Below are 24,508 nucleotides of genomic sequence, written 5' to 3' on the forward strand. Positions count from 1 at the left end.
GTCGGTTCAGAGTCTTCAAACGCGAATGTGTGCGAATGATCGCGAATCCAGAAATCATCATTCCTGCCCATTCGCGTTGTGAACGTTCACATCATCGCACCGCCTCCGCGTTCCAGATCTTCAGATTATCCAAGCACCCGCCCTTGCCCATGCAGCCGAACTCGACCTTGGACTTCGTCGGGTGGGCGATGCCGGGGGACTGCAAAAACGCCACGGGCTTGCCGTCGATGGAGGCGCGCATTGTGTCGCCCACGGTTTCGAGCATGAAGCTGTGCCAGGCCTCAGGATCGAGGCTGAGCGGGAAAGAGACGTTTTTGCGGCCCTTAGGCGTCGGCGGCTCTCCGGTAGCGCCTTCGGGGCGGGCCACGGCCAGGCCCTTCTGATCCACGAGGATGATCTTGTCCGCCGCGATGCGCGCCATGCACAGGTGCCCGTAGTGCGAGCCGTTGAAATTCCGGTCGTCAAACTCCGCCGTCACCGACTGCGCCCCGCCGAGCCGGAAGCGGAACTCGATCACGCTGTTCTTCGTCGGGATGTCATTGCCGATCACCGCCTGATGCCCTTTCACCGCCGCCTTCCCATCCTTTGCTGGCGCATCAAAGCGCATCTGTGTGCCCTTCAGCTCGCCGTTCTCCACGGAAAACTTCGGCACCACGATGGCCCAGCCCTTGTCCTTGCCCAGCTCCGCCCGCTCGAAGTCATCGGAGAAAAGCAGCTCTTTCTTCTTCGCCGTCGGCTCTGCGGGGATCGGAGGCAGCTTCGGCGCATCCGCAGCGAAGGTGGAGGCGGTGATGAGCAGGAGGGGCGCGAGAAGGCGGAATTTCATGGGGGGATGAAACGCCGCTCTCTCGATCATTTGTCAGAATGTTGCCCCCTGATCCCGTTCCTTTACTGCATGAGGATGGTGGCGAGCTGAACCCAGGCATCTGTCTTCGCGATGAGCGCTGACGACACACAAATGACCGCGTGAGCTCCCAAGGCACCGGCAAACCAGCGGTCGATGCGGCCTTCCAGCGCGCATTTGATGCCGAACATGGCCGCCCCCAGCAGCAGGGTGGTGAGGAAGGCGCTGAAGCATGCTTCCATCCACGTTCCCGCGTACCAGCCGTTGAGTGCGGGCATGCGCCCCAATGCTGCGGAAACAATGGCCAGGGACGCCATGAACATCATCGGACGATGCACCTCGGGACGCCGGCGATACCTGATGCCGACCACCACGAAGGCGCCAAAAGCGACGATGCTGCTCAGAGGCACGGTCAGAAACTCCTTGGGCGTGAGGCCAAAAATCTTCAGGTCGGGGGGATTGACCCGCGCGGCATTCACGGCGACGAGACAGCCGGTGACGACGATGGCTGCGGCCAGGGCCGTGCCGAACAGGCCGAGTGTCATGTGCACGCGCTTGCGGCCGGAGACAACGAGCAGCGGCTGCACCACGGACAGCAGCATCCAGGCGGTCATCAATGTGCCATGCACGATAAGCAGCGTGCGGATGGGCGGCGTCAACGGACGCCCGGGGAATGCCTGCATGTTCAGGTAAAACAGACGGAAGCCGACAAAGGTCAGCACCAGCAGGGCGAGGGAAGCCGCCGAGTAAAACAGACGGCTATGATGGGGCTTGGTGAATGACAAGGTATTCATGGAAAGGGAAGGTGATGAGACGAGGGATGCATGGGAAAGTTAACAAGCGCAGCAGGCAGCCTGCTCTGCCAGAGCCTCAAGCTCTGCGATCGCGTCGACGCTTTCCGCTTCCACAGCGATGGCCGTGCCCAGACGACGGGCGGCTTCGGTGAATGCAGGCTCGGTGATCAAGCGGCTCAAGGCGCTGCGGATTTCCTCGATGCTGCTGCTGGCGCTCATTCGCAGTCCCGCGCCGTGCTCCACGACGCGCACGGCATTTTCATCCTGATCGCGACCGTGCGGAATGACCAGCATGGGGCGATGATGGCTCAGGGCTCGCATCACCGTGCCGTGACCGCCGTGGGTGACGACCACCGCCGCCTGCTGCATGACGGCATTGTGCGGTGCACTCGCTACGACCACGGTGTTTTCCGCCGGACGCACGGACTCGGGTGCCACTTGCCCGAGCGTCACCAGCACGCGCACCGGAAGCTCCGCCGCGGCATCGATCACTTTTTGCAGCACGCCTTCGTGGGCCTGATAGGTCGTGCTGAAACATGCGGCGATGAGGGGACGGGGATCGTTCTCCGGCCATGGCGAGCGCCATGGCTTTGCCCAGGCGGGCTCATCGAGCTGCGGGCCGATGTAGCGAATCTGTTGGGGCAGTTCTTCGACGGGAAAATCGAACGACCGGCTCGAAGCAATGAGATAGCGCGTCGCGACTTCCAACTGCTCCAGCACGGTTTCAATCGGCATGAGTCCGAGTGCGACACGGGTGTCATTCAGGGCGCCCAGGTGGGCATCCAGCATCGCGAGCGTGCCCTGGCGAATCTGTGCGTGCAGGGCCTCTTCTTCAGCCGTGCGTGGGGGCGGCAGTCCCGGACCGAAGGTGGGCATTCCTTCCAAGGGATACAGGCACAGATTGGCGGAGAGGATGGCCACCGGCTGCTCCCGGCTCTCGCACGCGGCGAGGATGCCAGGCAGCATGTCGCTGGTCACGACCAGATCAGCCGGTTCGTGGTCCAGCGCGGCGGCGAGGTCACGGGCGTAATCGAGCGACGGGCCAAACAGGATCTTGCTCAACGCGAGGCCGATGCCCTCCTGCGGACTGGCGGCTTCCCAGTCGCGCAGCGGGCAGCTCGCCGGTGTCTTGTCAGCCCGGTTCGGCGCGGTCTGCCACGCGTGAAAGGTTATCCCTGCCGCCGCAGCGTCTTCGCGGCTGGCCTCGTCGCTCATCAGGCGGACGCGGTGACCGCGTGCGCGCAGTTTGCGGGCGAGGGTGATGACGGGCGGCACATTCCCGCCGCCCTCCCAGGTGGTGAACAGGATGTTTTTGGGTTCGGTGCTCATGCGATGGATGGTGTTGCAGGTTTGAATGGACGGGGCTTACCGCGGCTCGAGGGCGGCGAGAATCATCTGCCGGACGACCTGCTTGTAGGCGGGGATGGAGCGCCCCATGTCGAGGCGTATCAGCTTCCAGACGTAGATGTCCGCAGCGACGACGAGAGCATCCAGCGTGGCCTCGCGGCGTGCGGGCGTCAGGGGCTTCAGCCGTTCGGCAAAAGTCTCCTGCAGCCAGTCGCGGTGTCCCCGCCGGCCCACATCCAGCGTGGGCTTGAGGACCGGGTGCATCTGCTCCTGATCCAGCAGCCGCAGGACCAGCGGACCCACATCTTCATAGTCCCGCGTCAGGGCATCGATGGCGCTGTCCAAATCGCCGGGCACCACCACGCGGCGCACGGCGACCGACTCGCCCATGTGTTTGTGCGCCACTTCCAACAGGCCCATCTTGCTGCCAAACTTGCGTACCACGGTCTGCACGGTCACGCCTGCATCGGCAGCAATGTCATCGAGCTTGATCTTGTCGAACCACTCCGTTTCGGCGCGCTTGAGGAAGGCCTCAATAATTCGCCGGGTGCTGGCCTCCGCCGCCTCGGCACGGGCCGTCTGCTGGTAGTCACGCGGGGGTTTGGCGGCGGTTTTCTTTTTCATGTTAAGTTGGGTAACATGAAATAAAACGGCGTCAAATATTTATTTTAGTGCGATTAACATGAAAAGAAGCGCTTGTGTTTCGGTTCCCATCAGGCTGTGGGAGAGGCATCGCCATGGCCGTGGCTTCGGAGCCAGGGAAGGCTTGCCGCCTGCTTGTCAGCGCATGACTGAAAAGGACGGGCCGGACGTTGCCGGGCTCCGCTGCGCGCGACCTGCGCAGATGAAGACCCAGGGTCACAGGGTCAAACCGGGGTCAAAACGGATTTTGACCCTCAGGGTCACAGGTTCACGACCTATATATAAGTCGTGACCCTGTGAACCTGAACCTGACCCATGGTGAACCTGAACCTGACCCATGGTGAACCTGAAATGAACCTGAGTCCTACTTCGCTGGTGGGGATTAACACAGGGTGAGCGAAGCGAGTCAGCTCCTCGCACCGGGGTTTAGGTTCACGGATTCAAAACGGATTTTGAACCCATGAACCCAGCCTCCAACGAGGAGACGCAACGCGGTGGTTTCGCAGCTTATTGAGCCTTGCGGGTCGTCTTCTTCCCAGCTTTGCCATCACTCAAAGTGAGACGCTGCCGGGCGCGGACGACGGCTTGGTGGAGCTTTCGTTCGAGCTGTTTCTTCGGCAGCAGTTGGGTCCAGTAAGTCGCCACGTGGATGCCGCTGCTGGCGAGTTCGAGCAGCTCGACGTGCTCATCGTTCTTGCCCGCGCAGAGGATCATGCCCAGCGGCGCTTCTTCGCCCGGCTCGACGGCGTGGCGTTTCAGCCAGCCGAGATACAGCTCCATCTGTCCTTTGTCCGCCGCTTCGAAGTCGCCGAGCTTCAGATCAATCGCCACGAGCCGCTTGAGTTTCCGATGGTAGAACAGCAGATCGAGGTAGTAGTCCTTGGCATCAATCTGCATCCGCTTCTGCCGCTCCAGGAAGGCAAAGCCGATGCCGAGTTCGAGGATGAAGCTCTCCACTTCGCGCAAGATCGCCGCCTCCACATCCTTCTCGGCATAGGTGTCCTTCAGCCCGAGGAAGTCGAGGATGTAGGGATCGCGAAAGACGAGATCGGGCGTGAGTTTGTCCTCGCTGCGCAGGGCGGCGAGTTCCTGCTTGATGAGCTTGTCCGGCTTCTTCGAGATCGCCGTGCGCTCGTAGAGCATGCTCTTGATCTTCTGCTCCAGCGTGCGCGTGCTCCAGTTTTCCATGCGGCACATCTCGGCGTAGAAGTCGCGTTGGAGCGGGTCGTCGAGGCGAACGATGTGAAGGAAATGCGTCCAGCCCAATTTTGACATCAGTGATGTCAAAATCTGCCGGTCCGGGAATGCCTCGGCAAAACGGACCATCCGCGCCAGGTTCCGCTCGCCAAACCCACGGCCAAACTCCGCTTCCAATTTTGCACTCAGTGCGGACAAAATCTGCTCGCCATACTCGGCTCGCTTTTCTTGGAGAATGTCCCGGCGAATGCGGGTGCCGATCTCCCAATAGAGGAGCGTCAGACCTGCGTTGACGGTCCGGGCAACGGCTTCGCGGGCCGTGAGGATGAGTTCGCGCAGATCCGCAAGCAGCGGCGCGGCAGGGGCGGCGGGTTTGGGAGCGAGCGTGCGAGGCTTGGGCTTGGCGGGCATGGCTCCGTCAGAGTAGCGCGGTCAGGCGGCTTCGGGAAAGGTGAATTGTCTCCGCCGTGCGGAGAGAGTCCTCGTGCCATTCTCCACCGAAAACGTCGGCACCCCAATGGCCCAGCCCTCGTCCTTCCCCAGCTCCGCCCGCTCAAAGTCATCGGAAAAGAGCAGCTCCTTCTTCTTTGCCGTCGGCTCTGCGGGAATGGAAGGCAGCTTCGGCGCATCAGCAGCGAAGGTGGAGGCGGTGAGAAGGCTGGCCAGGGTGAGGAAGCGGAGGTTCATGGGGGAGAGGGAACGCGGGGCCGTTTGTCAGCGCATTGGCTAAAATGTCTGGCATTTTTTGTCCTGTGTTCAATATTGCTTATTAGGTAAAAAGCTTCTAAATTTCAGATTGCGGTTTTGTAAATCAATTTGTTATGGCCGAAATCAATAGCTCAAACGTCCACTTTCCCGAAGCAGTCTTACTGCGGCTGTTTGGTCAGGTTTCGCTATGGACGACGATAAAGGCAATCCGCTCAGCTGCGAAAGTCCTAAGCCAATCTGGGGAGGCTCAACGAGGCGCACTCGTTTTAACGTTTGATAACAATGATAAAACTCAAATGTTCCTGACGAAGATATTGGAATACTTTATTAAAACATATCAGTGTCCACGAGAACAGTTGTGCCTTGCGAAACAAATTGATCCTAACATAACCCCAGAGGTTGCAGAAAAAATTGCCGAAATGCGGTTTAAACCAGATGTGTCTGTTGGAGGGGCAGATTATGTTGCTATAGCAATACCTTGGGTGCCTCAGAAGAATGTCCGAGCCCTAGTGATACACGATCATCCGGCAATGATTGAGTTGATCTATGAGCCCATCCAGATGTTGCACAATGCGGCGCTCGGATCCTGGGAGCAAGCATCTCGATATTATGATTTATTGGGTGACAGAAGAGATAGTGAAACAAACGAGTTACAAGATTTTCATCGTCATTATGGAGATGGTGCTTTCCGCGCTACGTTAGATGCTCTTGCTTATTATTGCTTTGGCTTCAGAATTGGACTTCGATTGAGCGAAGGGCGAGCAGATTTGGACATGGCATTCCGCGCAGTGAATATTATAGGGACACCTCCGTTCCCAAAACCTTTGATTAAAATCGGCAAAGAGCTTTATGATAAATTGTCGGCAGAATTGACGAACAAATGAATTTTCCGATTCCGCACATTGATAATGTCGATCCTGTGCAAAACAGGGTTTCAGTGTTTGCATGTCATGAATACTTCGATCCCACTAAGGATGCCGAGAATTATTTCGATCCCTTTTATGGTCGGATGTGGACTTGCCAAGTTAAAGAAGGTGCCGCCGTGTATGGACAAACTGAGAGCTTTACAAAGGGACCTTTGGATCACTTGGGAACTGGGAAATTCCTCAGGGTTCCTTATCGCAGGATTCCCATTATTGCCATGGATTCATATGAGCATCTCCTCTCTTTTGCTAAGAGTTCATATTCAATGGATTCTTCCATTAAGGGTATGTGGAGGGGGCAGAATCAATTGTATACCCTGGACTCTTCCCGGACTAAATCTGACAGGCTTAAACTTTACGGCTCTGATGTCGTGATGGAGCCCTCACTACTACCTTCGGCACTCCGGTTAAAATTAAATGTTGATGATTACGCGAGTGCTTTATTTGGCCTTCTTGACATTCACATTGAACGGAGGCACTTACAATTGAGTGAAATTTACGGCCTTGATTCGGTTCAAAAGCTCGAACAGGCGTTTTCCGATTTTCGACGTACTTACTTATTCCGATCGTGGGCATTCGGAATTGCCCAGCATTATGGCTTTCCAAGTACAGGTTTAGACCTTACACCGGACATCGAGATAGCAGTATTTTTTGCGTTGCACAGATTTAACGTCTGCACGAATGGGTTCACAACTATTACGCGCCTTGATGCTACCGAGCGCCCCGTTGTATTTTTGATGGGAGTGTTTGAATATGACCTGATTGTTGACAAGGAAATAGCCCCTCAGCATCTACACACTCCTCGTGCGGCGGCGCAAAAGGCTCATTTTTTTGCCACTGCTTGGGGGCAGTCACCCAATCGTGCTGCTGAAAGAATTGTGGCGGCGTTCGAACTTCGGAATCATTCAAGATGGTCTTTGCCGGATCTGAGCGAAACTCTCTTTCCAACCTTGGACGAGGACCACTATTCTGCGTTTTTCAAGCGTTCGCAGGCCGAGTTTGGTTGGCTAAACGGTACGATTCCTCTCTCGAAGTTCTATTTCCGTTAGAATGAAATTGCTTTTTTGGGCAGCCAGTATGATCTAATTCAAGGGGCATGTCCCGATGCATTAAGTGCTTACCTTGCAATGCCAGTGTTCTAGTAAGTCAAAAAAAATGAACGCTCTTGTGGACATTAAACCGGACAACGATCATCCGACATTCTCTGGAGCGTTCCGTTGATTTTCCACATTAAATTTTAGAAGTCTTATTTGTGAGGCTGCTAAGTCTTTTGCGAAGTTTCTCCTTTAAATCCCTCAGATTTTCATATTCGGGGCAGTTGTAGCCTGCTAAATCGAAGTGCAACTTCGTTTCACGTTTCCGAAAGAGGATGACTCGTTTGCCCAAAGCGTGAGCGTATCCAACTTCATAATAAACGTTTGGGCGAGTGCCAGTCAGATCTGCAAACAGAAACTCTGATGTGCGGATTTCTTCAAGAACTCGCTGTGAAATTACTCCGTCGTGCTCAATGTCGTCTGCTCTAACCGCTCGAATATCGAACTCACCGAAGGTTTCCTGCACTGCATCTCTAACATCTTCCAGCGAGGATTCGGTTTTATCCATCCACATCATTATAAAAGCCGTATTGGGCTTGTATCTGCTGGCTTCTTGTTGTTGAAGCTTCTGAGTTCCTTCGTCGTTTCTTGCTGTATCGCATAGCTGCAAAATGCGAATTAATTGTGCATTCGACTTAGAGAATCGTGACCAGGCATCCTGCGGTCTAAGGGCAGTGAGTTCTTCTTGAGAGCCAGCGCGAAATCCAAGAACGACGCCTTCATCATGAATCGCATCCGGCTCCGAGTAGCGGTAATCGCGAAGATGTAAGGCCGCGCGCATGGTTTTAACGCTAGCTAGCAAGTCTTTCAGATCAGCGTCTGTAGCCAGTAAAGACGCCTTGCATAGGCGAGCAAGAGGTTTCGATAACGACAAAAAAACCTCGGTAAGCTGTTCCGCTTCGATTTTCAAAAGTTCGGGCAGCTTGTCCCAATAGTAATCAGGACTGGTCGGATACCATCCTTCATCAGGAACTCCTCCGAGAACTACTCCACATCGTTCCATATACGATTCCACCTTTTTGGTGAGATCGCTTATTTGAGTATGAAAACTGTGCATATCGTAGTTCATCAGGGTGGCTCGTTTCAGTGCATGGTCTTAAGTTTACTTGAAAAGCTTCGCCCTTTTTAGGGCACCATTCTGGGAGAGGATTTCAGAATAGGTCGAATAGGACCTATTACGCCGTGGTGTAAACCTCAGCGCCGCTCTCCACGAACTCCTTGCTCTTCTCCGCCATCCCCTTGGCGAGCGCTTCCTCTTCGGAAATCGCCTGCTCCGCCGCGTACTTGCGGACGTCTTCGGTGATCTTCATGGAGCAGAAATGCGGGCCGCACATGCTGCAGAAGTGGGCGGACTTGGCGCCGTCCTGGGGGAGGGTTTCGTCGTGGAAGGAGCGGGCGGTGACGGGGTCGAGGCTGAGATTGAACTGGTCTTCCCAGCGGAACTCGAAGCGGGCTTTGCTGAGGGCGTTGTCGCGATACTGGGCGCCGGGGTGGCCTTTGGCGAGGTCGGCGGCGTGGGCGGCGAGCTTGTACGTGATGACGCCGACTTTGACGTCTTCCTTGTTGGGCAGGCCGAGGTGTTCCTTAGGGGTGACGTAGCAGAGCATGGCGCAGCCGTACCAGCCGATCATGGCGGCGCCGATGCCGCTGGTGATGTGGTCGTAGCCGGGGGCGATGTCGGTGGTGAGGGGCCCGAGGGTGTAGAAGGGGGCCTCGTGGCACCACTCGAGCTGCTTGGCCATGTTTTCCTCGATCATGTGCATGGGCACGTGGCCGGGGCCTTCGTTCATGACCTGCACGCCCTTGGCCCAGGCGCGCTTGGTCAGCTCGCCCTGCACTTCGAGTTCGCCAAACTGCGCCTTGTCATTCGCATCGGCGATGGAGCCGGGGCGGAGGCCGTCGCCGATGGAGAAGCTCACATCGTAGGCGGCCATTATGTCGCAGATGTCGTCCCAGTGGGTGTAGAGGAAGTTTTCCTTGTGGTGGGCCAGGCACCACTTGGCCATGATGCTGCCGCCACGGGAGACGATGCCCGTCATGCGGGAGGCCGTCATGGGCACAAAGCGCAGCAGCACGCCGGCGTGGATGGTGAAGTAATCGACGCCCTGCTCCGCCTGCTCGATGAGCGTGTCGCGGAAGAGCTCCCAGGTGAGGTCCTCGGCCTTGCCGTTCACTTTTTCCAGGGCCTGATAGATGGGCACGGTGCCGATGGGCACGGGGCTGTTGCGCAGGATCCACTCGCGTGTGGCGTGGATGTTCTTGCCGGTGGAAAGGTCCATCACGGTGTCGCCGCCCCATTTGGTGGCCCAGCGCATTTTTTCCACCTCTTCCTCGATGCTGGAGGCCACGGCGCTGTTGCCGATGTTGGCATTGATCTTCACCAGGAAATTGCGGCCGATGATCATCGGCTCCAGCTCGGGGTGGTTGATGTTGGCAGGAATGATGGCGCGTCCGGCGGCGACTTCGCTGCGCACAAACTCGGGCGTGATCTCATTCGGGATGCGCTGGGGGAAGCGGCGGAAGATGCCGGGGGTGTAGTCCGTCTGCGCCTGGGCGCTGCCCACGTGCTGCTTGTCGAGGTCGTTGCGGACGATGTCGGTGGTGAAGTCGGCGATTTTGGCGCGCTTCATGTTTTCGCGGATGGCGATGAACTCCATCTCCGGGGTGATGATGCCGGCGCGGGCGTAGGCGAGCTGAGTGACCACCTTGCCGGGCTTGGCCTTCAAGGGCTGGCGCTGGGCATTGATGGGGGCCTTCAGGGGGCTGAGGATGCCTTCGCGCTTGGCGGCGGCGTATTCGGCGTGGTTGGCGGTGAGGTAGCCGTTGTCACGCGGCTCGATGGCGCGGCCTTCGTAGGCTTCCACGTCATTGCGGGCGAGGATCCAGTTTTTGCGCAGGGCAGGGAGGCCTTCTTCCACGGTGCCTTTGTAAGCGGGGTCGCCCCAGGGGCCGGAGGTGTCATAGACGCGCACGGGTTCATTCTGGATGATGCGCCCATTGAAGTCCTTGGTGGGGGAGAGGGCGATCTCGCGCATGGGCACCTGCACATCCGGGTGGATCTGGCCCTGCACGTAGACGCGGGTGGAGGCGGGGAGCTGGTCGGAGGAATGGGGCTCGAAGGAGTCGGTGGAGGCGATCATGGGGGGAAAGTTAGGCGGTTCTCGGTTCAGGGTTCTCTGTTGGGGGACGCGCTGTGCGCGCATGGACTGAGATGAACCTCCGAGCGAACTCCCTTCGGCGGCATGACCCGCATCAGGTTCGGAGGGTTCGGGCCGAGGAAGGCCCGTCTCAGTCCCTGCGGCGGGACGCCCCTGTCGTGATGTGGGGATTGTCGGGGTGGCGCGCCGAAGGTCAAGGGGAAGTGGGGAGGGAGTTGACTGTGGTTTGCGGTTATTGGGGGATGGGGGAGGGCGGGGGGCTGTGCGTGGCCCCCTCTAGCGCCCCCGCGTTGCTGCCGCGTGGCGGCCACCAGCTTGCCTTGCGGTCTGCCCGGCTGCGACGCGCTGCAGCTGCAATTTTTGCCTTTGATCCTCAATCCCATAGCCTCACGCACATGCAGGCGGGGTGGGCGGGGATGGGAAAGGCTAAAAAGGCGTTGTGAAATTATAAAAATTATAGTAAACTTAGATGTTCTATTAGCCGATGTTGCGTTTTCGCCCCCCAGTTTCCAGCGCGATAGCAGCCCTGGGACTGCTTTTGATGGCGGTCCCGGCGGTGCGTGGGGACATTGTGTCTGACTGGAATGCTTTGGCGCTGAGTCAGATGACAGGGGTGGAGTCGCCGCAGATAGCGCATGATCTGGCGATCCTGCAGGCGTCCATCTTCAACGCGAATCAAAGCCTCGAAGGCACCTACTACACCTACGGCTACGGGGCCTATCCCGCCCCGGGGGCGGGACCGGCGGGCGCCGACTCGCAGGCGGCGATGATCGCGGCGGCGAACACCGTGATGCAGTACCTCTACTCGGGGGGCAGCACGGATTTCACGTCGCTTTACAACTCCCAGCTCAGCGGGATTGCCAACAGTCAGGCCAAGACCGACGGCATCGCGTGGGGAGTCACCATCGCCAACAACCTGCTGAGCGCACGCTCGGCAGACGGCGCAGGCGACGCCTCCACCACGCCGTACACGCCTGTGGGCACCATCGGATACTGGCAGCAGACTTCCACCGCCGGGGCGCTGCTGCCGGGCTGGGGCAGTGTGGGGACCTTTGCGATCCCTGGCACTGGCGCATATATGACCACGCTGCCGGGAGGCTCCATCACCTCTTATTTGCAGTCCAGCCAGTATGTGGCGGACTACAATCAGGTGAAGGACCTCGGCGCTGCTTTCAGCGCGACGCGCACCCTGGACCAGACCAGCCAGGCATACTTTTGGGCAGCCGGAGACGGCACGGTGAAGATGACGGGCATGTGGAATCAGATCGCCCAAACTGCGGCCACCGCGGCCGGGCTGAGCACCGCCGATACAGCACGCCTGCTGGCCACGCTGAACGTGGCGATGGCGGATGCGAGCACCGTCGCGATGGCCACGATCTATGACCAGCAGTTCTGGCGGCCTGAAACGGCCATCGCCAACGGTGACATCGACGGCAATGCGAGCACGGATGTCGATTCATTCTGGGCGCCGCTGATTTCCTCGCCATCGCTGCCGGAGTATGTCTCGCTGGGGGCCACGATCAGCGAAGCCGCAGCCGTGGTGCTGGCGTCTTACCTGGGGGACAATGTCGCGTTCAGCCTGGGCAGCGACATCAACGGGGACGGCAGCATCGACCTGACGCGCAACTTCACCAGCTTCAGCCAGGCTGCGAACGAGGCCGGAATGGCGGGCGTCTATGGAGGCACGCAGTTCATGACATCCGTGACCGACGGAAAGACCATCGGGTCCAATGTGGCGAACTACGTGCTGGCGAATGATTTCGCGCTCGTACCCGAACCGGCAGGCGCTGCGCTGGTGCTGCTGGGTGGCGCGTGGCTGCTGGGGGGGCGCAGGAGAAGGCCGGGCAGCCGCAGGGCTGCGTGAGGTGCGCTTTTCAAATCGTGGGTAGATGTGGCGGAGCAGGCGCGTTGTTTGGCGATGCACCGACTCCTTTGCACTGCGCTCTCTTCCTTCCTCTTGTTTCCTGCTCTCCTGCCTGCGCTGGATGAGGCCAGGCTGGCGGCCATCCATCCTGCGATGGAGGCGGCGGTCAAGGCGAAGCAGGCGGCGGGCATCGTGACCCTGGTGATGGAGAAGGGCAGGGTGGTGCACCACGATGCCGCTGGCATGGCCGATGTGGCCAAGGGGCGCGCGATGGAAAAGGATGCGCTGTTCTGGATCGCGTCGATGACCAAATCCATCAACGGCACGGCGGTGATGGTGCTGGTGGATGAGGGCAAGCTCTCGCTGGACGAGCCTGCGTCGAAGTGGCTGCCGGAGCTGGGCAAGGTGAAGCTGGCCGATGGCAGCGCGCCGGAAAAGCCCATCACGCTGCGCATGCTGCTGAGCCACACGGCGGGCATTGCCTTTCCACGTCGTGCGCCTTCAGACGGAGCCATCTCACTGAAGGCGTATGTGGCCTCGCTGCTGAAGACGCCGCTGGCCTTTCAGCCAGGCAGTGCGTACGAGTACGGGTTTGGGCCCACGGTGGCCGGGCGGATCATCGAAGTCGTTTCAGGCATGAAGTATGATGCGTTTTTGCAGGCGAAAATCTTCACGCCCCTGGGCATGAAGGACACGATGTTCAATCCGGATGACGTGCACCGCGCCCGAATCGCCCGCACGTACAAGATGGATGACGAGACGCATGAGCTGGTGCCGGGGTACAACCCCTTTGTGACCAGCGACGCGAGCGTGACGCACATGGTGGAGCCCTCCGGGGGCCTGTTTTCCACCGCGGCGGACATGGGGCGCTTTTACTCCATGATCGGCAACGGTGGCGAACTGGACGGGGTGCGCATCATCAGTGAGAAATCCGTGAAGGACATGACCACACCGGTGAGCGCCGGTGGCAGGCAGCTGAACTACGCCTGCGGCTGGCAGGTGAACACCGAGACGCAGCGTGTGAACTCGCAGATGCCCGTGGGCAGCCACGGCCATGGCGGTGCCTTTGCCACCAATGGCTGCATCGATCCTCAAAGCGGCATCGTCACCGTGTACATGGTGCAGAACGTTCTGGTGCCAGACAGCGGCAAGCCGAAGGACGCCTTTCAGCGGCTCGTGATGGAGGCGGCGGGAATCAAGGTGACGCCACCGCCGGCCGTGAAGAAGGACAAACCGTGAACGCCTGCACGCGACGGGGCGTGATTCTTGCTTGCCTGCCAAGGTGGGATTGAAGTATTTCTTTAATCCGACATGAGAAAATCAGCGTTAACGCGTCGGGCTTTTGTTTCGACCGGCTTTGCAGCCGTGACCGGGGCATTTTTTGCCGCCGAGGAGGAGGTGATCGCCCCGCTGGGAGTGCCGCTCAAGCTGGAGCCGCTGGCGTTTGATTTTGATGCGCTGGAGCCGCATCTCGATGCAACGACCCTGAAGCTGCACCACGGCCGACATCACTCCGAAATTCTCGACAAGCTGACCGCAACATTGCAGCCGCTGAATCTGAGCGTGGGCAACGTGAGCACCCTGATGCCCAACATCCGCCGTCTGGTGCTGCCAGTGAATCCAAGGCGCAACGTGGTGAGGATGGGAGGGCCTCCGGAAACGCTCTCTGCCGAGAATCAGAAGGATCTGAGAATGTATGGCGGGGCGCACATCAACCACACCGCCTTCTGGCGCTTTCTCGCGCCTGCCGGCTCCGGGCCCGCAGGCCCGGAAGGCAAGGTGGCCGAGGCGATCGTGCGTGAGTTTGGCGGCATCGGCGAATTCAAAAAGGCCTTCACGGAGGCTGCGATGAAGCACTTTGGCTCCGGCTGGGCCTTTCTGGTGTACCGCCCGGATGGCAGGCTGGTCATCTCCATGACGAGGAACGAAGACAATCCGCTGATGAGCGATTTCGTGAGGCCTGAGGAGCAGGGGAGGTTCATTTTATGCCTCGACCTGTGGGAGCACTCCTACTACCTGAAGTACCGGAACGACCGCAGGAAATACATCGAGGCGTGGTGGAATGTGGTGAACTGGAACTTTGTCTCGCGCTCCTACGCCGTGGTGACCTCCAAGGCGCGGGTGTGAGGCGGGTCAGCGGGCGGGGTAGAGATGCGGCATGAGCAGGGGGCGCAGCACCATGGGGGTGAGCTCCCAGGGAAGGGGCTTCCAGGGGTGGCTTTTGTCATTCTTCAGCAGGCCCCACCACAAGCGGCCGCCATGGCGCCAGGGGTCGATGACGAGGCCATCCTCAAAACGCTGGCCTTTGGCGGTGACGACGATGCCGTGATGCTCCTGCCAGGTGTCACGCTTGGAGGCGCTGAGATGCAGGTCCAAGGTTTTCAGCTTCAGGTGGAAGAGATGGGGGAAGAGATCATCCCGCCACTGGTAGCACAGGCCACGCTTGCGCAGGCCCACGTTGACGAGGCCGTTGTTCATCCATGGGTGGATGAAAGGTTTGAAATCCGCTGCGAGCTTGGCGGATTCCTCGATGGCGGTGGTCGCCAGCCGGTCTGCCTCGCGTGCATCCACCGAGGGAGAGAGCTGCTGGAGATCGTGGCTGAGACGGCGGGCTTTTTCCTGATGCTCGGCCAGGGTGCCCGTGGAGACGCAGGAGGCGAGGGCCAGGGAGACAAGCAGGGAGCAGAGACGCGTGACTTTGGACATGCGGCGGGGGGGAAATATCAAGGCAGGGGGCCATGGGCGGCTTCATGCAGGGCGCGGGCCTGCTCCTGCCACTGCTCGCGCGTGGCGCGATTTTTGAAGGCCAGCAGCTCGCTGAATGCGCGCCGCTCATTCTCGTCCCACAGAGCGATCTGCCGCCAGGTGCGGATGCCGTGGGCACGGAGCTGGTCGCTGATGATTTTTTTGATGCCCTTGATCTGAGTCAGGTCGTCGTCAGACACATCGGCTAGCGCGGTGCTGGTTTCCTGCACGTGCTGGAGCACACGTGTTTGGTTTTGGAGCTGGCCCAGCTTCGCAGTGGCGGCTGCCAGGCGCTTCTGAGTGTCGGCAAGACTGCGGCGGGCCAGGCCAAGACCTGCGGGATCGGACTGGGGTCCGGCTTCGAGCTGGCTGATGCGCTGCTGCCAGCCGTCGCGTTCCTGGGTCAAAGCGGCGAGGTCTGACTGCTGTGCGAGGAGCTGGCTTTCGAGGGAGGCGATTTTTTCGTGGAGCGTGACGGCGGGGTGCTGGGCCTTCGCCGTGGTACTGCGTTTGCGTTTGGGTTTGGCGGGGGCAGCCTCCGGTTGTTCTGCAGCAGCCGGGGTGCTCTGCAGGAGGGAGAGCTCTGCCTGGACTGAGGCGTGCGCGGCGCGCAGCTGCTCCAGCTCTGCGAGCAGCCGGTGCATCTCCTTTTCCAAAGCCAGCGTGGCTTCGTGCGCTTTGGCGGCCTCTTCCTGGCGGAGGTGCGCTTCGTCACGGGCGCATTTCAAATCTGCCCGCAGGGCCTGGAGCTCTGCCGCTGCCCTGCCATCCTGCGGAGGGGGCGGCTGGACTGTGGCGGCTTTTTCGAGCACGGCGGCATGTGCACTTTCAGCTTCGCGCAGGGCTGCCTCTGCGGTGCTGACCTGTGTGGCCAGCGCGTCGATGCGCTTCTGCATGTCAGTGCCACGCCAATGCCAGCCGAGCCATGCGAAAAGGGCGGCGGTGAGGCCGAGCAGAGGGGCAAGATAGAGCAGCAGCCAGAGGAGGGAGGACATCAGGGGAATGCAGGAGTTTGCAGGTGCTGGCGAAGCTGCTCGATGGCTTCGGCCGAAAGATCTTCAACGGCGGCGGCGGGCAGGCCCGCAGGGAGCAGGCCTGACCTGGCCAGGCCGCCTGCCTCGACAAGGTCGTGCGTCACCGGGATGCGGGTCCAGGTGCTGCCCGGTCTGGCAATGGCCAGAACGGCAGCGGTGTTTTGGGCAGGCGGTGTGGGCAGGCTTTTGAGAGTGTGCTGGATGCCGCCTGAAGGCGCGCAGTCTGCCTGAACGTGGAGATGGTCGCTGATGACCAGGAACTTCGAGCCATAGGCCTGACGCACTGCGGCGATGAGCTGGGCGCGCACCGCCTCCTCCGCCACCTGCCCGCAGAGGATCGCGCGGCTGCCGAAGAGGGTGAGGGAGATGAACGCGGGGGCGGTGGGTTGAGATGAGGCTGGGGAAAGCGTGTCATCCCCGTGCAGCCAGCTGCTGAGCAGGGCGCTGTCATTTTGCAGCAGCCTGGCGTCGAGGCCTGCTGGCAGGCTGTCCTTCCATGACTGCTCACGGGGGGCTACCTGCCAGTCCACGGGCTTCCAGGCATCTCCGCTGATGCTGAGAAAGCAGGATTTGCCTCCAGACCTGCCTTTTTCCGGAAGCAGCGCGGTGGTGATGGGGCCGAAATCGCCGCTGGGACGTCGCGTGGGGCTGACACGGATCTCGTCATGCAGGCGGCGCGGGGCGAAGGCTTTGAGCGCCTCTTCCAGAACCGCCTGCTTCATGGCGGGTGTGCCCACTTCGCCGCAGAGGATGATCTGCTGGTCACGCACGGCTATGAAGAGGTGGCCCGGGGGCAGGCCTGCCAGGCGTGCGCGCTCGCGCTCGGTGCTCTGCTGCCGCTCCTGGGCGGCACGAAGAACGCGCAGGGCGGGCAGAACCTGATCCTGCCATTCGGCCTCGCTGACGCCCTGGGCGTGCGCTTCCGCAAAGAGCGCGGTGTCAGACTGGTGCAGTGCCAGCTCACGCCAGGACTGGCCGATACGTGCCAGATAAGCCTGGGCGCTGGACTGGGGGGAGGGGAGCGTGCGCAGCGTTGTGGCCACGCTGGCGGCTTCGTCGTGGTGTTCAGGGTCGGTGCCGGGAAGGCCTTCGCTCACGCCGCCGCGGGTGCTCCAAGTCTCCTGAATGCTGTGCGAGAGGTCGCGCGCCTCGTAGGCATTGGCTGCGGTGCCCAGCAGGCGTGCGCGCGCCCCGTCTGCAGCCAGCAGAACCCAGCCCGGCTGGCTGGGGATGACTTCGATTTCGCTATGCACGGAGCTGACGGGATTGAGCTGACGGCCGAGCCCGGCTGAAAAGGGGGCTGGCAGGCGCACCTGCTCGCGCAACGTGCTTTCGATCAGGCTTCGGTCCTGCTGCGTGCGGACGCTGCCAGCGAGACGCGCCTGCTGGCCCGCAAACTCCAGGTGGAGTCCGTCCAGCCGCCTGTGCAGGGCGGGCTGCCGGGAGAGCGCATCCAGCGCGGCCGTTTCGAGATCGCGCTGCAAAAGGGGCAGGCACACCAGGGCACCGATGAGCCAGAGCGCGAAGAGAGCAGCAGCAGAAAGAAGCCAGCGCGCACGATTCATGGCGGGGGAGGTCACGCTTTTTCGGTGAGCATGCGCACTTCGTCGAAGCTGTAGCGGCGGGTTTCCCCGCGCTGATTGGTCTGCAGCACGGTTTCCGTGCTTGTGTCGATCGAGGTGAGCCAGCCCTCCCCGTAGGCCCAGGTGTCGATGCAGATGCGGCTGGGGAGGATGAGGGGGAGGCCGCTCTTTTGGGCGGTATGGCCGCACACCAGGGTTTTGCCGGAAAAATGCGGGTGGGAGTCGTCAAAGCGCCGCCAGAAGAGCCAGTCGTCGCTCTGGTCTGGCATGGGCAGCATGGCGTTCACATTCGCATGGGCAAAGATGTGGGTCTCGTTCATGTGCCAGCGCTGCAGACGCTGGCTGAGGAAATCCCAGTGCTCCTGCGGGATGGCGCTCCAGTCCGGCACATCCATGCTGCCGTAGGACTGCATGGTCTGCCTGCCGCCGACGCCATACCAGGAGCCGGGGTCCAGCATGCTGCTGCGCGCATCCAGCATGAGGATTTCATGGTTCCCGACCAGTGGCACGAGCTGCACCTGCTTTTCCAGCTCCAGCAGGAGATGCAGCACACCGCGTGTGTCCGGGCCGCGGTCCACATAGTCTCCCAGTGTGACGACCACGTCATTGCTCTGAGGTGCCAGCTCCTGAAGCATGAGGTCGAGCGCTGTGGAGCAGCCATGGATGTCTCCAATGACCAGGGTGCGCCCGCAGCTGCGTTCACGTGTGGGGAGTTGTACCCTTGACGTGTGTATGTCTGGGGTTTCGTCGCTGACCAAAATGGGCATCGGTCAATCTTGCGCGATGAGCGCAGGACGCAACCACCGATCATCGTGTTGGCAGAATCGCTTTGTCCATGCAAGGTAGCAGGAATGCACCCCGCCGCCCAGCAGACCAGCCCCAGCCCAGCCAGCCCACTGCCCATCTTTGCAGCCCGGGGGCTGCGCAAAGTTTACCATACGGGAGACCTCGATGTGGTGGCGCTGCAGGGGGTGGACCTGGACTTTCACACCGGGGAGCTGGCCGTGCTGCTGGGGGCCTCCGGCAGCGGCAAGTCCACGCTGCTCAACATTCTCGGCGGGCTGGATATCCCCACTTCCGGCAGCCTGCGCTACAAGGGCTGGGACCTCTCCGGCGGCGGGGAGCGCACGCTGACGCAGTTCCGCCGCAACTGCGTGGGCTTTGTGTTTCAATTTTACAACCTGATTCCCAGCCTCACCGCCCGTGAAAACGTGGCTCTGATCACCGACATCGCGCCGGACCCCATGAAGCCGGAAGACGCGCTGGACCGCGTGGGCCTGAGCCACCGGCTGGACCACTTCCCCTCCCAGCTCAGCGGCGGCGAGCAGCAGCGCGTGGCGATCGCCCGCGCCATCGCCAAAAAGCCCGAGGTGTTGCTCTGTGACGAACCCACTGGCGCGTTGGATGTGACCACCGGCATCACCGTGCTGGAGGCCATCGAGCGCATCAACCGCGAACTCGGCACGCTGACCATCGTCATCACCCACAATGCGGCGATGGCTTCCATGGCCGACCGCGTGCTGCACCTCTCCGACGGCCACATTGTCAAAGAGAGCCGGAATGCGGAGCGCGCGGAGGTCTCCAGTCTGCAGTGGTGATGAGGGTTAGGTAAACAGAATATGCGTGCCTGCGCCCGCTGACTCCTCGTAGAACTGGCCGACGGTCAGCACGCCGTCCACGCGGTCCATGAGGTCTTCCTTTTTGAGCTTGAACATGTCCATGGCCAGTTTGCAGGCGAAGATCTTGCCGCCGGAGTCGGAGATGAGCTCCAGGAATTCGCGCACGGGCGGGATGTCCAGCTTCTCCATCTCCTTGTTCATGAGGTGGGTGGCAAAGGCGGACACGCCGGGGATAGCGCCCATGACGGTGGGGAAGGGCATGGTCATCGGCAGGCCGAGCATGGGCATGGCCATGTTCAGTGCGGCATTGCCCACGGTGGAGACCTTCAGGTGGTCCAGCGTCTTGTTGGCCAGCCCGTTGAGGCCGAAGAAGGTGAAGAACAGGGAGGCCTCGATGCCCTCCATGCGCGCGCCATTGGCCATGATCAGCGCCGGGTAGATGCCATCCAGCGAGCCCTTGCTCACAATGATGCAGATCTTCTTCACGGGTTGCTTGTCGTCAGGGGTGCTCATAATCGGGTATGGGGAATGGGTTAAATACAGCCGACGGGCTTGGGGATGCCGGCGATCTTGGAGGCCTTTTTCAGCGGGCCGCCGGGAAAGAGATCGTAGAGCTCCTTGGTGGTGACCACGCCGCTCTTTCCCATGCTGCGGATGGTGAGCGCAGCGCCTTTGGCCTGCTGCTCGCGCAGGTAACGCACCACTTTCATATGGGCGTCAGTGAGCGTGCCGACACCTTCCTCCGCTGCGATGGCGGCGGCGATGGCTTCGTTCCATTGGGACATGTCGGTGAGGTAGCCCTCTTCGTTCACGTCCACTTCAGTTCCTGCGATGTTCTTTTTCATGATCGTTGTACGGGATGATTTTCAAGATTCGACGGGTTTCTTTTTCTGCCGGCTGATGCCCGGCAGTGGCCAGGCGCGCAGCAGCACGTTCCAGTAGATGTGGCGGAAGGCCAGCTTGCCCCAGTGGTTGATGCGGCTTTCCTCCAGCAGGCGCATGGGGCCAAAGGAGAAGGGGAAACCGCCCTCGTGCGGCTCATAGTCATAGTTGAAGTCGATCAGCAGCGCCTTGCCGTTGCCGGACTCGATGAAGCAGTTCGAGTGGCCGTCAAACTCCTCCTTGAGAGGATCTCCGGCGATGTGGCGCAGGATGTTGTCCGCCAGCGTTTCGCTTTCAAAGTGGGCCACCGAGCCCGCCTTGGAAGCCGGGAGGTTGGTGGCATCTCCGATGACGAAGACGTCCTTGTACTCGATGGACTGCAGCGTGTGCTTGTTCGTGGCGATGAAGTCGAGGTCGTCTCCCAGCGCGGAGCGGCGCACGGCTTGGTCTCCCATGTTGGTGGGCGTGGTGACGAGGAGATCGTAGGGCACCTCGCGGCCGTCAAAGCAGACGAGCTTGTTGTTTTCCTGATCGACCTTTTCCGCCACGAATTCGGTGACCAGCTCGATGCCCTTGTCTCCCAGCAGGTGGCCCAGCTTCTTGGAGGCCTTGGGCTTGGTGAAGGCTCCAGACAGCGGTGTCACGTAGGTGAGCGTGACCTTGTCGCGGATGCCGCGCTCGCGGAAAAAGGTGTCTGCCAAGAAGGTGAACTCCAGCGGGGCCACGGGGCATTTGATGGGCATCTCGTTGATGTGCACCACCACTCGCCCGCCGGGGAAAGTCTTGAGCTTCTCACGCAGCGCCCGTGAGCCGTCCAGCGTGTAGAAGTCGTGCACGTTCACGCGCCACTTCGGGCCCAGCATGCCGGCGGTTTCTTCCGGTGCGGTGCGGCAGCCGGTGGCGATGATGAGCAGGTCATACTTCAGAGTGCGCCCGTCCTTGACCGTCACGGCATGATCTTCGGGAAGGATTTGATCCACCTCCGCCTGCATGAATTCCACCCCCTGCGGGATGAAATCGCGGGTGCTGCGGATGATGTCGCTCTCCTCATACTGGCCGAAGGGCAGAAAGAGCAGGCCTGGCTGGTAGAGGTGCCGGTCCGAACGGTCCACCACCGTGATGCTCCAGTCAGATGCGGGCAGCCGCCTGCGCAGGCTGTTCGCCATGATGGTGCCGGCGGTGCCTCCGCCGAGAATGAGAAGATGTCGGCTCATGATCTTGTGCAAGGTTGTTGTGTTGCATGACCGCTATATGCGTGTATGCGTATATGCAATATCAAACACCAACTCGATTTTGTCATTTATGAGCACCCATTTCTCAGCCGACGAGCGCGGCGTCATTCTGCCCTGTCCCGCCTGCGGCACCGCCAACCGCATCGCCTACGCCAAAGCTGCCCAGCAGGGCCGCTGCGGCTCGTGCAAGGCGGATCTGCCCCACATCTCAGTGCCGGTGGAGATCGACAGCCCGGCCAGCTTTGCCGCGCTGGTGTCTGGCAGCACGCTGCCGGTCGTCATCGACTTCTGGGCTCCCTGGTGCGGTCCCTGCCAGATGATGGCTCCGGAGTTTGCCAAAGCCGCTGCCCTGGCCGCAGGCACGGCGATTCTGGTCAAGGTGAACACCGACGAGCAGCAGGACATCGCCCGTCAGTTCCGCATTCAGGGCATTCCCGCATTTGCGCTGATCAAGAGTGGAAAGCTGGTCTCACAGACCTCCGGCTTCCAGCCTGCGGAGCGGCTGCTGGCGTGGGCGCGGCAGGGCTGATGCCTCACTTCTTCTTGAACCGCACGAAGTAGTTCTCTTTCAGCACGTCTGTTGTTTCGGCTACCTTTTCGAATCCGGCGGCGGTGACTTCCGCCTCAAAGACCTCTTGTCCAGCGCGGACGTGGCCCATGACGAAGTCGCTGCTCACGCCGGGGATGCGCTTGAAGTCGATGAGCACGAACTGGCCGCCGGGTTTCAGCGCCTTGTGCAGGCTGGCGAGGCTGTCCTGCGGGTACTCAAAGTGATGATAAACGTCGCAGATGAAGGCAAGATCGATGCTGGCCTCCGGCAGTTCCACACTGCGCGGTGTGCATTGCACGGTGCTGACGTTGGCCGCCTGGGCCTTTACGGCCCGCGCCTGGATGTGGGAGAGGAAGTTTTTGGCGATGTCCACGGCATAGACATGACCTTTGGGGCCGACCGCCTGCGCAAAAGGCAGGGTAAAGAGCCCCGTGCCTGCGCCGATGTCCGCCATGGACATGCCGGGCTTCAGGCCCACGGCGGCCACGATCTTCTCGCGCTGGTGGAAGATCTCGCGGCTTTCGGTTTCAAACTTCTGCGTCCATTCGTCCGCCTTGAGGTTGGGGTCGAGAAACTTGTCATTGATGCCCGGCTTCACGCTCGCGTCCTGGGCGAAGGCGAGTGTGGCGATCAGCGGGATGAGGAGGAGGCGTTTCATGAATGGAGAGATGCGTTGTTACTCAAACTTGATGTAGGCAAAGCCTTGCAGCTGCAGGTCGATGAGCCGCGGAAAGGCGCCCACCACGAGCTTCACTCCGGGCATCAGCTCGGTGGGTTTCACGCCCTTCTGCTGCATGGTGTTCTCGCATAGCTCGATCTGCACACCGCGCCGGATCAGCTCCGCGAGGATGTCTGCGTTGGGATTGGGGGCGTCCACGCCGAGGCGTTTGCGGGCGGTGTCATTCACCACGGCGGCGATGCCGGTGCCGTGATAGACGAGGTGCAGATGCACCTGGTCGGCGGCGATGCCCTGCTTGTCGTAGGTGTTGATGAGCTTGCGGGCATAAAAGAGGCCCTTGTTCACGCCGTCGTGCGCCACGTCGTCGGTGACCTGATAGACGATGCGCAGGTTTTCACGCAGCTGGATGGGAATGACCTCCGGTTCGGCGGCGCAGGCTGCGGAGGCTGTGAGGAGAAGGATGGGCAGGATAAGATGTTTCATGGCTGGGCGTCAGGTTTCCACGACATGTAGCCGCGGTGGATGTGCTGAATGTTGCGGAAGCCGAGTTCTTTGAGCACGGCCACGGCCTTGCGGCTGCGGTAGCCGCCCGCGCAGTAAACGAGCACGGGCTTGTTTTTATCCATTGCACCGGCCTTGGTCTCAAAGGCGGGATCGCCGATGGAGATGTTCACGGCTGCGGGCAGCGCTCCATCAGCGTATTCACCCGGGGAGCGAACGTCCAGCACCTGAGTCTCAGGATGCGCGCGCAGCCAGGCATTGGCCTGTCCGGCGTTGAGGTTGGCACAGGTGCAGCCTGGGGCGGCGGAGAAGAGCCGGCGGTCCCAGCTCCCCTCATACCAGAACCACAGGGCTGCGACGACAGCGAGGGTGATGAGTGTCCACATCAGGGTGCGCAGAATCATGGGTTGATGTTCGAGGCAGCCGTCTCAGGCTCCGCCCAGCTTCTTCATCTGCTGGGAGAGGCGCTTGAGCAGGTTGGTGCAGACGTTGTCACAGAGCTCGGTGATGCTGGGATCTGCAATGAAGCAGATGGCGGTCAGCCCCTCACGGCGACGGCCCACCATGCCAGCCTCCACCAGAGACTGCACATGGCGCGAGACGTTGGCCTGGGTCAGGCCTGTGGCTTCGACGAGTTCGGTGATGTTCTTTTCGCCTTCCTCCAGGGCGCGGAGGATTTTAAGACGGCTGGGTTCGGCCAGGGTTCGGAACCAGGAGGCGATCAATACGAGAGCCTCCTCCGAAACCGGCGGCAGGTTTTTTTTGCGTGCGGCGGGCATGAGTTGAAAAAGGGTTTGCAGACATCTGCTATATGCGTATAGACTCATATAGTTGAGAATGGATTATTCACTGAGCCCCATCTGAAGTCAAACCCGAATCAAAGCATCCTTATGAAACTTGAAAACGCCATCCGCGCCCTTGCCGGCACCATGATCCTCGTCAGCCTGGCCCTGAGCCACTATGTGAATCCGAACTGGATCTGGCTGACCGCCTTTGTGGGGGCCAATCTCCTGCAGTCTGCCTTCACCGGCTTCTGCCCCGCTGAAACCATCCTGAAAAAGCTGGGTGTAGGCGGTTCCTGCTGTGGAAAACACTAAAGAAGAGAAGCATCG

General features: G+C 60.4%; 27 protein-coding genes and 1 riboswitch. Of the genes, 8 read left to right on the forward strand and 19 right to left on the reverse strand.

Annotated elements, in window-relative coordinates; genetic code table 11:
- Positions 1–91: 91 nt before the first annotated feature.
- The 6 genes from ACFQDI_RS02415 to ACFQDI_RS02440 all read right to left on the reverse strand — a co-directional run bounded on the left by ACFQDI_RS02415 (position 92) and on the right by ACFQDI_RS02440 (position 5,511).
- Complete coding sequence (locus ACFQDI_RS02415) at positions 92–826, reverse strand: hypothetical protein (RefSeq protein WP_377163023.1); 735 nt, start codon at positions 824–826, stop codon at positions 92–94.
- A 62-nt stretch (positions 827–888) separates the two neighbouring features.
- Positions 889–1,638, reverse strand: coding sequence for a hypothetical protein (locus tag ACFQDI_RS02420; RefSeq protein ID WP_377163025.1), 750 nt, complete (start codon positions 1,636–1,638; stop codon positions 889–891).
- A 39-nt stretch (positions 1,639–1,677) separates the two neighbouring features.
- Positions 1,678–2,967 carry a glycosyltransferase gene (locus ACFQDI_RS02425; protein ID WP_377163026.1) on the reverse strand — a complete coding sequence of 430 codons (1,290 nt, stop codon included), beginning with the start codon at positions 2,965–2,967 and terminating at the stop codon, positions 1,678–1,680.
- A gap of 36 nt (positions 2,968–3,003) precedes the next feature.
- Positions 3,004–3,609, reverse strand: a complete 606-nt coding sequence (locus ACFQDI_RS02430) for a TetR/AcrR family transcriptional regulator (protein WP_377163029.1) — start codon at positions 3,607–3,609, stop codon at positions 3,004–3,006.
- A 525-nt stretch (positions 3,610–4,134) separates the two neighbouring features.
- A complete protein-coding gene (locus ACFQDI_RS02435) occupies positions 4,135–5,235 on the reverse strand; it encodes a PDDEXK nuclease domain-containing protein (RefSeq protein WP_377163031.1) in 1,101 nt (366 codons plus the stop codon).
- A gap of 21 nt (positions 5,236–5,256) precedes the next feature.
- Complete coding sequence (locus tag ACFQDI_RS02440) at positions 5,257–5,511, reverse strand: hypothetical protein (protein WP_377163033.1); 255 nt, start codon at positions 5,509–5,511, stop codon at positions 5,257–5,259.
- A gap of 134 nt (positions 5,512–5,645) precedes the next feature.
- Here ACFQDI_RS02440 and ACFQDI_RS02445 point away from each other — a divergent pair, with 134 nt between their 5' ends.
- Both ACFQDI_RS02445 and ACFQDI_RS02450 read left to right on the forward strand, forming a co-directional pair.
- Entirely contained in the window at positions 5,646–6,416 is a 771-nt protein-coding gene (locus ACFQDI_RS02445) for a hypothetical protein (protein ID WP_377163035.1), read from the forward strand.
- A complete protein-coding gene (locus ACFQDI_RS02450; RefSeq protein WP_377163037.1) occupies positions 6,413–7,504 on the forward strand; it encodes a hypothetical protein in 1,092 nt (363 codons plus the stop codon). The genes ACFQDI_RS02445 and ACFQDI_RS02450 overlap by 4 nt, the downstream gene beginning before the upstream one ends.
- Positions 7,505–7,685: 181 nt before the next feature.
- Here ACFQDI_RS02450 and ACFQDI_RS02455 read toward each other — a convergent pair whose 3' ends face one another.
- Positions 7,686–8,618 (reverse strand): hypothetical protein, encoded by a 933-nt coding sequence (locus ACFQDI_RS02455; RefSeq protein ID WP_377163039.1) that lies wholly within the window; start codon positions 8,616–8,618, stop codon positions 7,686–7,688.
- 106 nt (positions 8,619–8,724) lie between these two features.
- Complete coding sequence (thiC, locus tag ACFQDI_RS02460; RefSeq protein WP_377163041.1) at positions 8,725–10,689, reverse strand: phosphomethylpyrimidine synthase ThiC; 1,965 nt, start codon at positions 10,687–10,689, stop codon at positions 8,725–8,727.
- A gap of 71 nt (positions 10,690–10,760) precedes the next feature.
- A riboswitch (TPP riboswitch) is annotated at positions 10,761–10,872 on the reverse strand.
- 319 nt (positions 10,873–11,191) lie between these two features.
- On the opposite strand from thiC, the gene ACFQDI_RS02465 reads away from it, so the two are divergent.
- From ACFQDI_RS02465 to ACFQDI_RS02475, 3 genes are all read left to right on the forward strand, one after another.
- Positions 11,192–12,571, forward strand: a complete 1,380-nt coding sequence (locus ACFQDI_RS02465; protein WP_377163043.1) for a vanadium-dependent haloperoxidase — start codon at positions 11,192–11,194, stop codon at positions 12,569–12,571.
- A gap of 93 nt (positions 12,572–12,664) precedes the next feature.
- On the forward strand, positions 12,665–13,810 hold the full coding sequence (locus ACFQDI_RS02470) for a serine hydrolase domain-containing protein (protein ID WP_377163045.1): 1,146 nt from the start codon (positions 12,665–12,667) through the stop codon (positions 13,808–13,810).
- A gap of 126 nt (positions 13,811–13,936) precedes the next feature.
- Positions 13,937–14,698 (forward strand): superoxide dismutase, encoded by a 762-nt coding sequence (locus ACFQDI_RS02475; RefSeq protein WP_377163048.1) that lies wholly within the window; start codon positions 13,937–13,939, stop codon positions 14,696–14,698.
- A 6-nt stretch (positions 14,699–14,704) separates the two neighbouring features.
- Here ACFQDI_RS02475 and ACFQDI_RS02480 read toward each other — a convergent pair whose 3' ends face one another.
- The 4 genes from ACFQDI_RS02480 to ACFQDI_RS02495 are packed head-to-tail and all read right to left on the reverse strand — an operon-like array spanning position 14,705 to position 18,700.
- Entirely contained in the window at positions 14,705–15,277 is a 573-nt protein-coding gene (locus ACFQDI_RS02480) for a hypothetical protein (RefSeq protein ID WP_377163050.1), read from the reverse strand.
- Between the two features lie 17 nt (positions 15,278–15,294).
- Positions 15,295–16,311, reverse strand: coding sequence for a hypothetical protein (locus tag ACFQDI_RS02485; protein ID WP_377163052.1), 1,017 nt, complete (start codon positions 16,309–16,311; stop codon positions 15,295–15,297).
- Entirely contained in the window at positions 16,311–17,915 is a 1,605-nt protein-coding gene (locus tag ACFQDI_RS02490; protein ID WP_377163054.1) for a hypothetical protein, read from the reverse strand. The genes ACFQDI_RS02485 and ACFQDI_RS02490 overlap by 1 nt, the downstream gene beginning before the upstream one ends.
- A gap of 11 nt (positions 17,916–17,926) precedes the next feature.
- On the reverse strand, positions 17,927–18,700 hold the full coding sequence (locus ACFQDI_RS02495) for a metallophosphoesterase family protein (protein ID WP_377163056.1): 774 nt from the start codon (positions 18,698–18,700) through the stop codon (positions 17,927–17,929).
- Between the two features lie 84 nt (positions 18,701–18,784).
- On the opposite strand from ACFQDI_RS02495, the gene ACFQDI_RS02500 reads away from it, so the two are divergent.
- The gene (locus ACFQDI_RS02500) at positions 18,785–19,531 is read left to right on the forward strand and encodes an ABC transporter ATP-binding protein (protein ID WP_377163058.1); all 747 of its coding nucleotides are present in this window, start codon (positions 18,785–18,787) and stop codon (positions 19,529–19,531) included.
- A gap of 6 nt (positions 19,532–19,537) precedes the next feature.
- Here ACFQDI_RS02500 and ACFQDI_RS02505 read toward each other — a convergent pair whose 3' ends face one another.
- From ACFQDI_RS02505 to sqr, 3 genes are read right to left on the reverse strand one after another with little or no spacing between them, the layout of a single operon-like run.
- The gene (locus ACFQDI_RS02505; protein WP_377163060.1) at positions 19,538–20,065 is read right to left on the reverse strand and encodes a DsrE/DsrF/DrsH-like family protein; all 528 of its coding nucleotides are present in this window, start codon (positions 20,063–20,065) and stop codon (positions 19,538–19,540) included.
- Between the two features lie 20 nt (positions 20,066–20,085).
- Positions 20,086–20,397, reverse strand: a complete 312-nt coding sequence (locus tag ACFQDI_RS02510) for a TusE/DsrC/DsvC family sulfur relay protein (RefSeq protein WP_377163061.1) — start codon at positions 20,395–20,397, stop codon at positions 20,086–20,088.
- A gap of 21 nt (positions 20,398–20,418) precedes the next feature.
- Entirely contained in the window at positions 20,419–21,648 is a 1,230-nt protein-coding gene (gene sqr / locus ACFQDI_RS02515; protein WP_377163063.1) for a type III sulfide quinone reductase, selenoprotein subtype, read from the reverse strand.
- A gap of 88 nt (positions 21,649–21,736) precedes the next feature.
- On the opposite strand from sqr, the gene trxA reads away from it, so the two are divergent.
- Positions 21,737–22,195, forward strand: coding sequence for a thioredoxin (gene trxA / locus ACFQDI_RS02520; RefSeq protein WP_377163065.1), 459 nt, complete (start codon positions 21,737–21,739; stop codon positions 22,193–22,195).
- Positions 22,196–22,199: 4 nt separating this feature from the next.
- On the opposite strand, the gene ACFQDI_RS02525 is transcribed toward trxA, so the two are convergent.
- From ACFQDI_RS02525 to ACFQDI_RS02540, 4 genes are read right to left on the reverse strand one after another with little or no spacing between them, the layout of a single operon-like run.
- Positions 22,200–22,874, reverse strand: coding sequence for a class I SAM-dependent methyltransferase (locus ACFQDI_RS02525; RefSeq protein ID WP_377163067.1), 675 nt, complete (start codon positions 22,872–22,874; stop codon positions 22,200–22,202).
- Positions 22,875–22,892: 18 nt separating this feature from the next.
- Positions 22,893–23,378, reverse strand: coding sequence for a DsrE family protein (locus ACFQDI_RS02530; protein WP_377163069.1), 486 nt, complete (start codon positions 23,376–23,378; stop codon positions 22,893–22,895).
- Positions 23,375–23,800, reverse strand: a complete 426-nt coding sequence (locus tag ACFQDI_RS02535) for a rhodanese-like domain-containing protein (protein WP_377163071.1) — start codon at positions 23,798–23,800, stop codon at positions 23,375–23,377. The genes ACFQDI_RS02530 and ACFQDI_RS02535 overlap by 4 nt, the downstream gene beginning before the upstream one ends.
- Positions 23,801–23,824: 24 nt before the next feature.
- Complete coding sequence (locus tag ACFQDI_RS02540; RefSeq protein ID WP_377163073.1) at positions 23,825–24,175, reverse strand: ArsR/SmtB family transcription factor; 351 nt, start codon at positions 24,173–24,175, stop codon at positions 23,825–23,827.
- Positions 24,176–24,286: 111 nt separating this feature from the next.
- Here ACFQDI_RS02540 and ACFQDI_RS02545 point away from each other — a divergent pair, with 111 nt between their 5' ends.
- Positions 24,287–24,493 (forward strand): YgaP family membrane protein, encoded by a 207-nt coding sequence (locus ACFQDI_RS02545; RefSeq protein ID WP_377163075.1) that lies wholly within the window; start codon positions 24,287–24,289, stop codon positions 24,491–24,493.
- Positions 24,494–24,508: the final 15 nt, after the last annotated feature.

Origin of the sequence: Prosthecobacter fluviatilis (assembly GCF_042655725.1) — a bacterium.
GTDB lineage: Bacteria > Verrucomicrobiota > Verrucomicrobiia > Verrucomicrobiales > Verrucomicrobiaceae > Prosthecobacter > Prosthecobacter fluviatilis.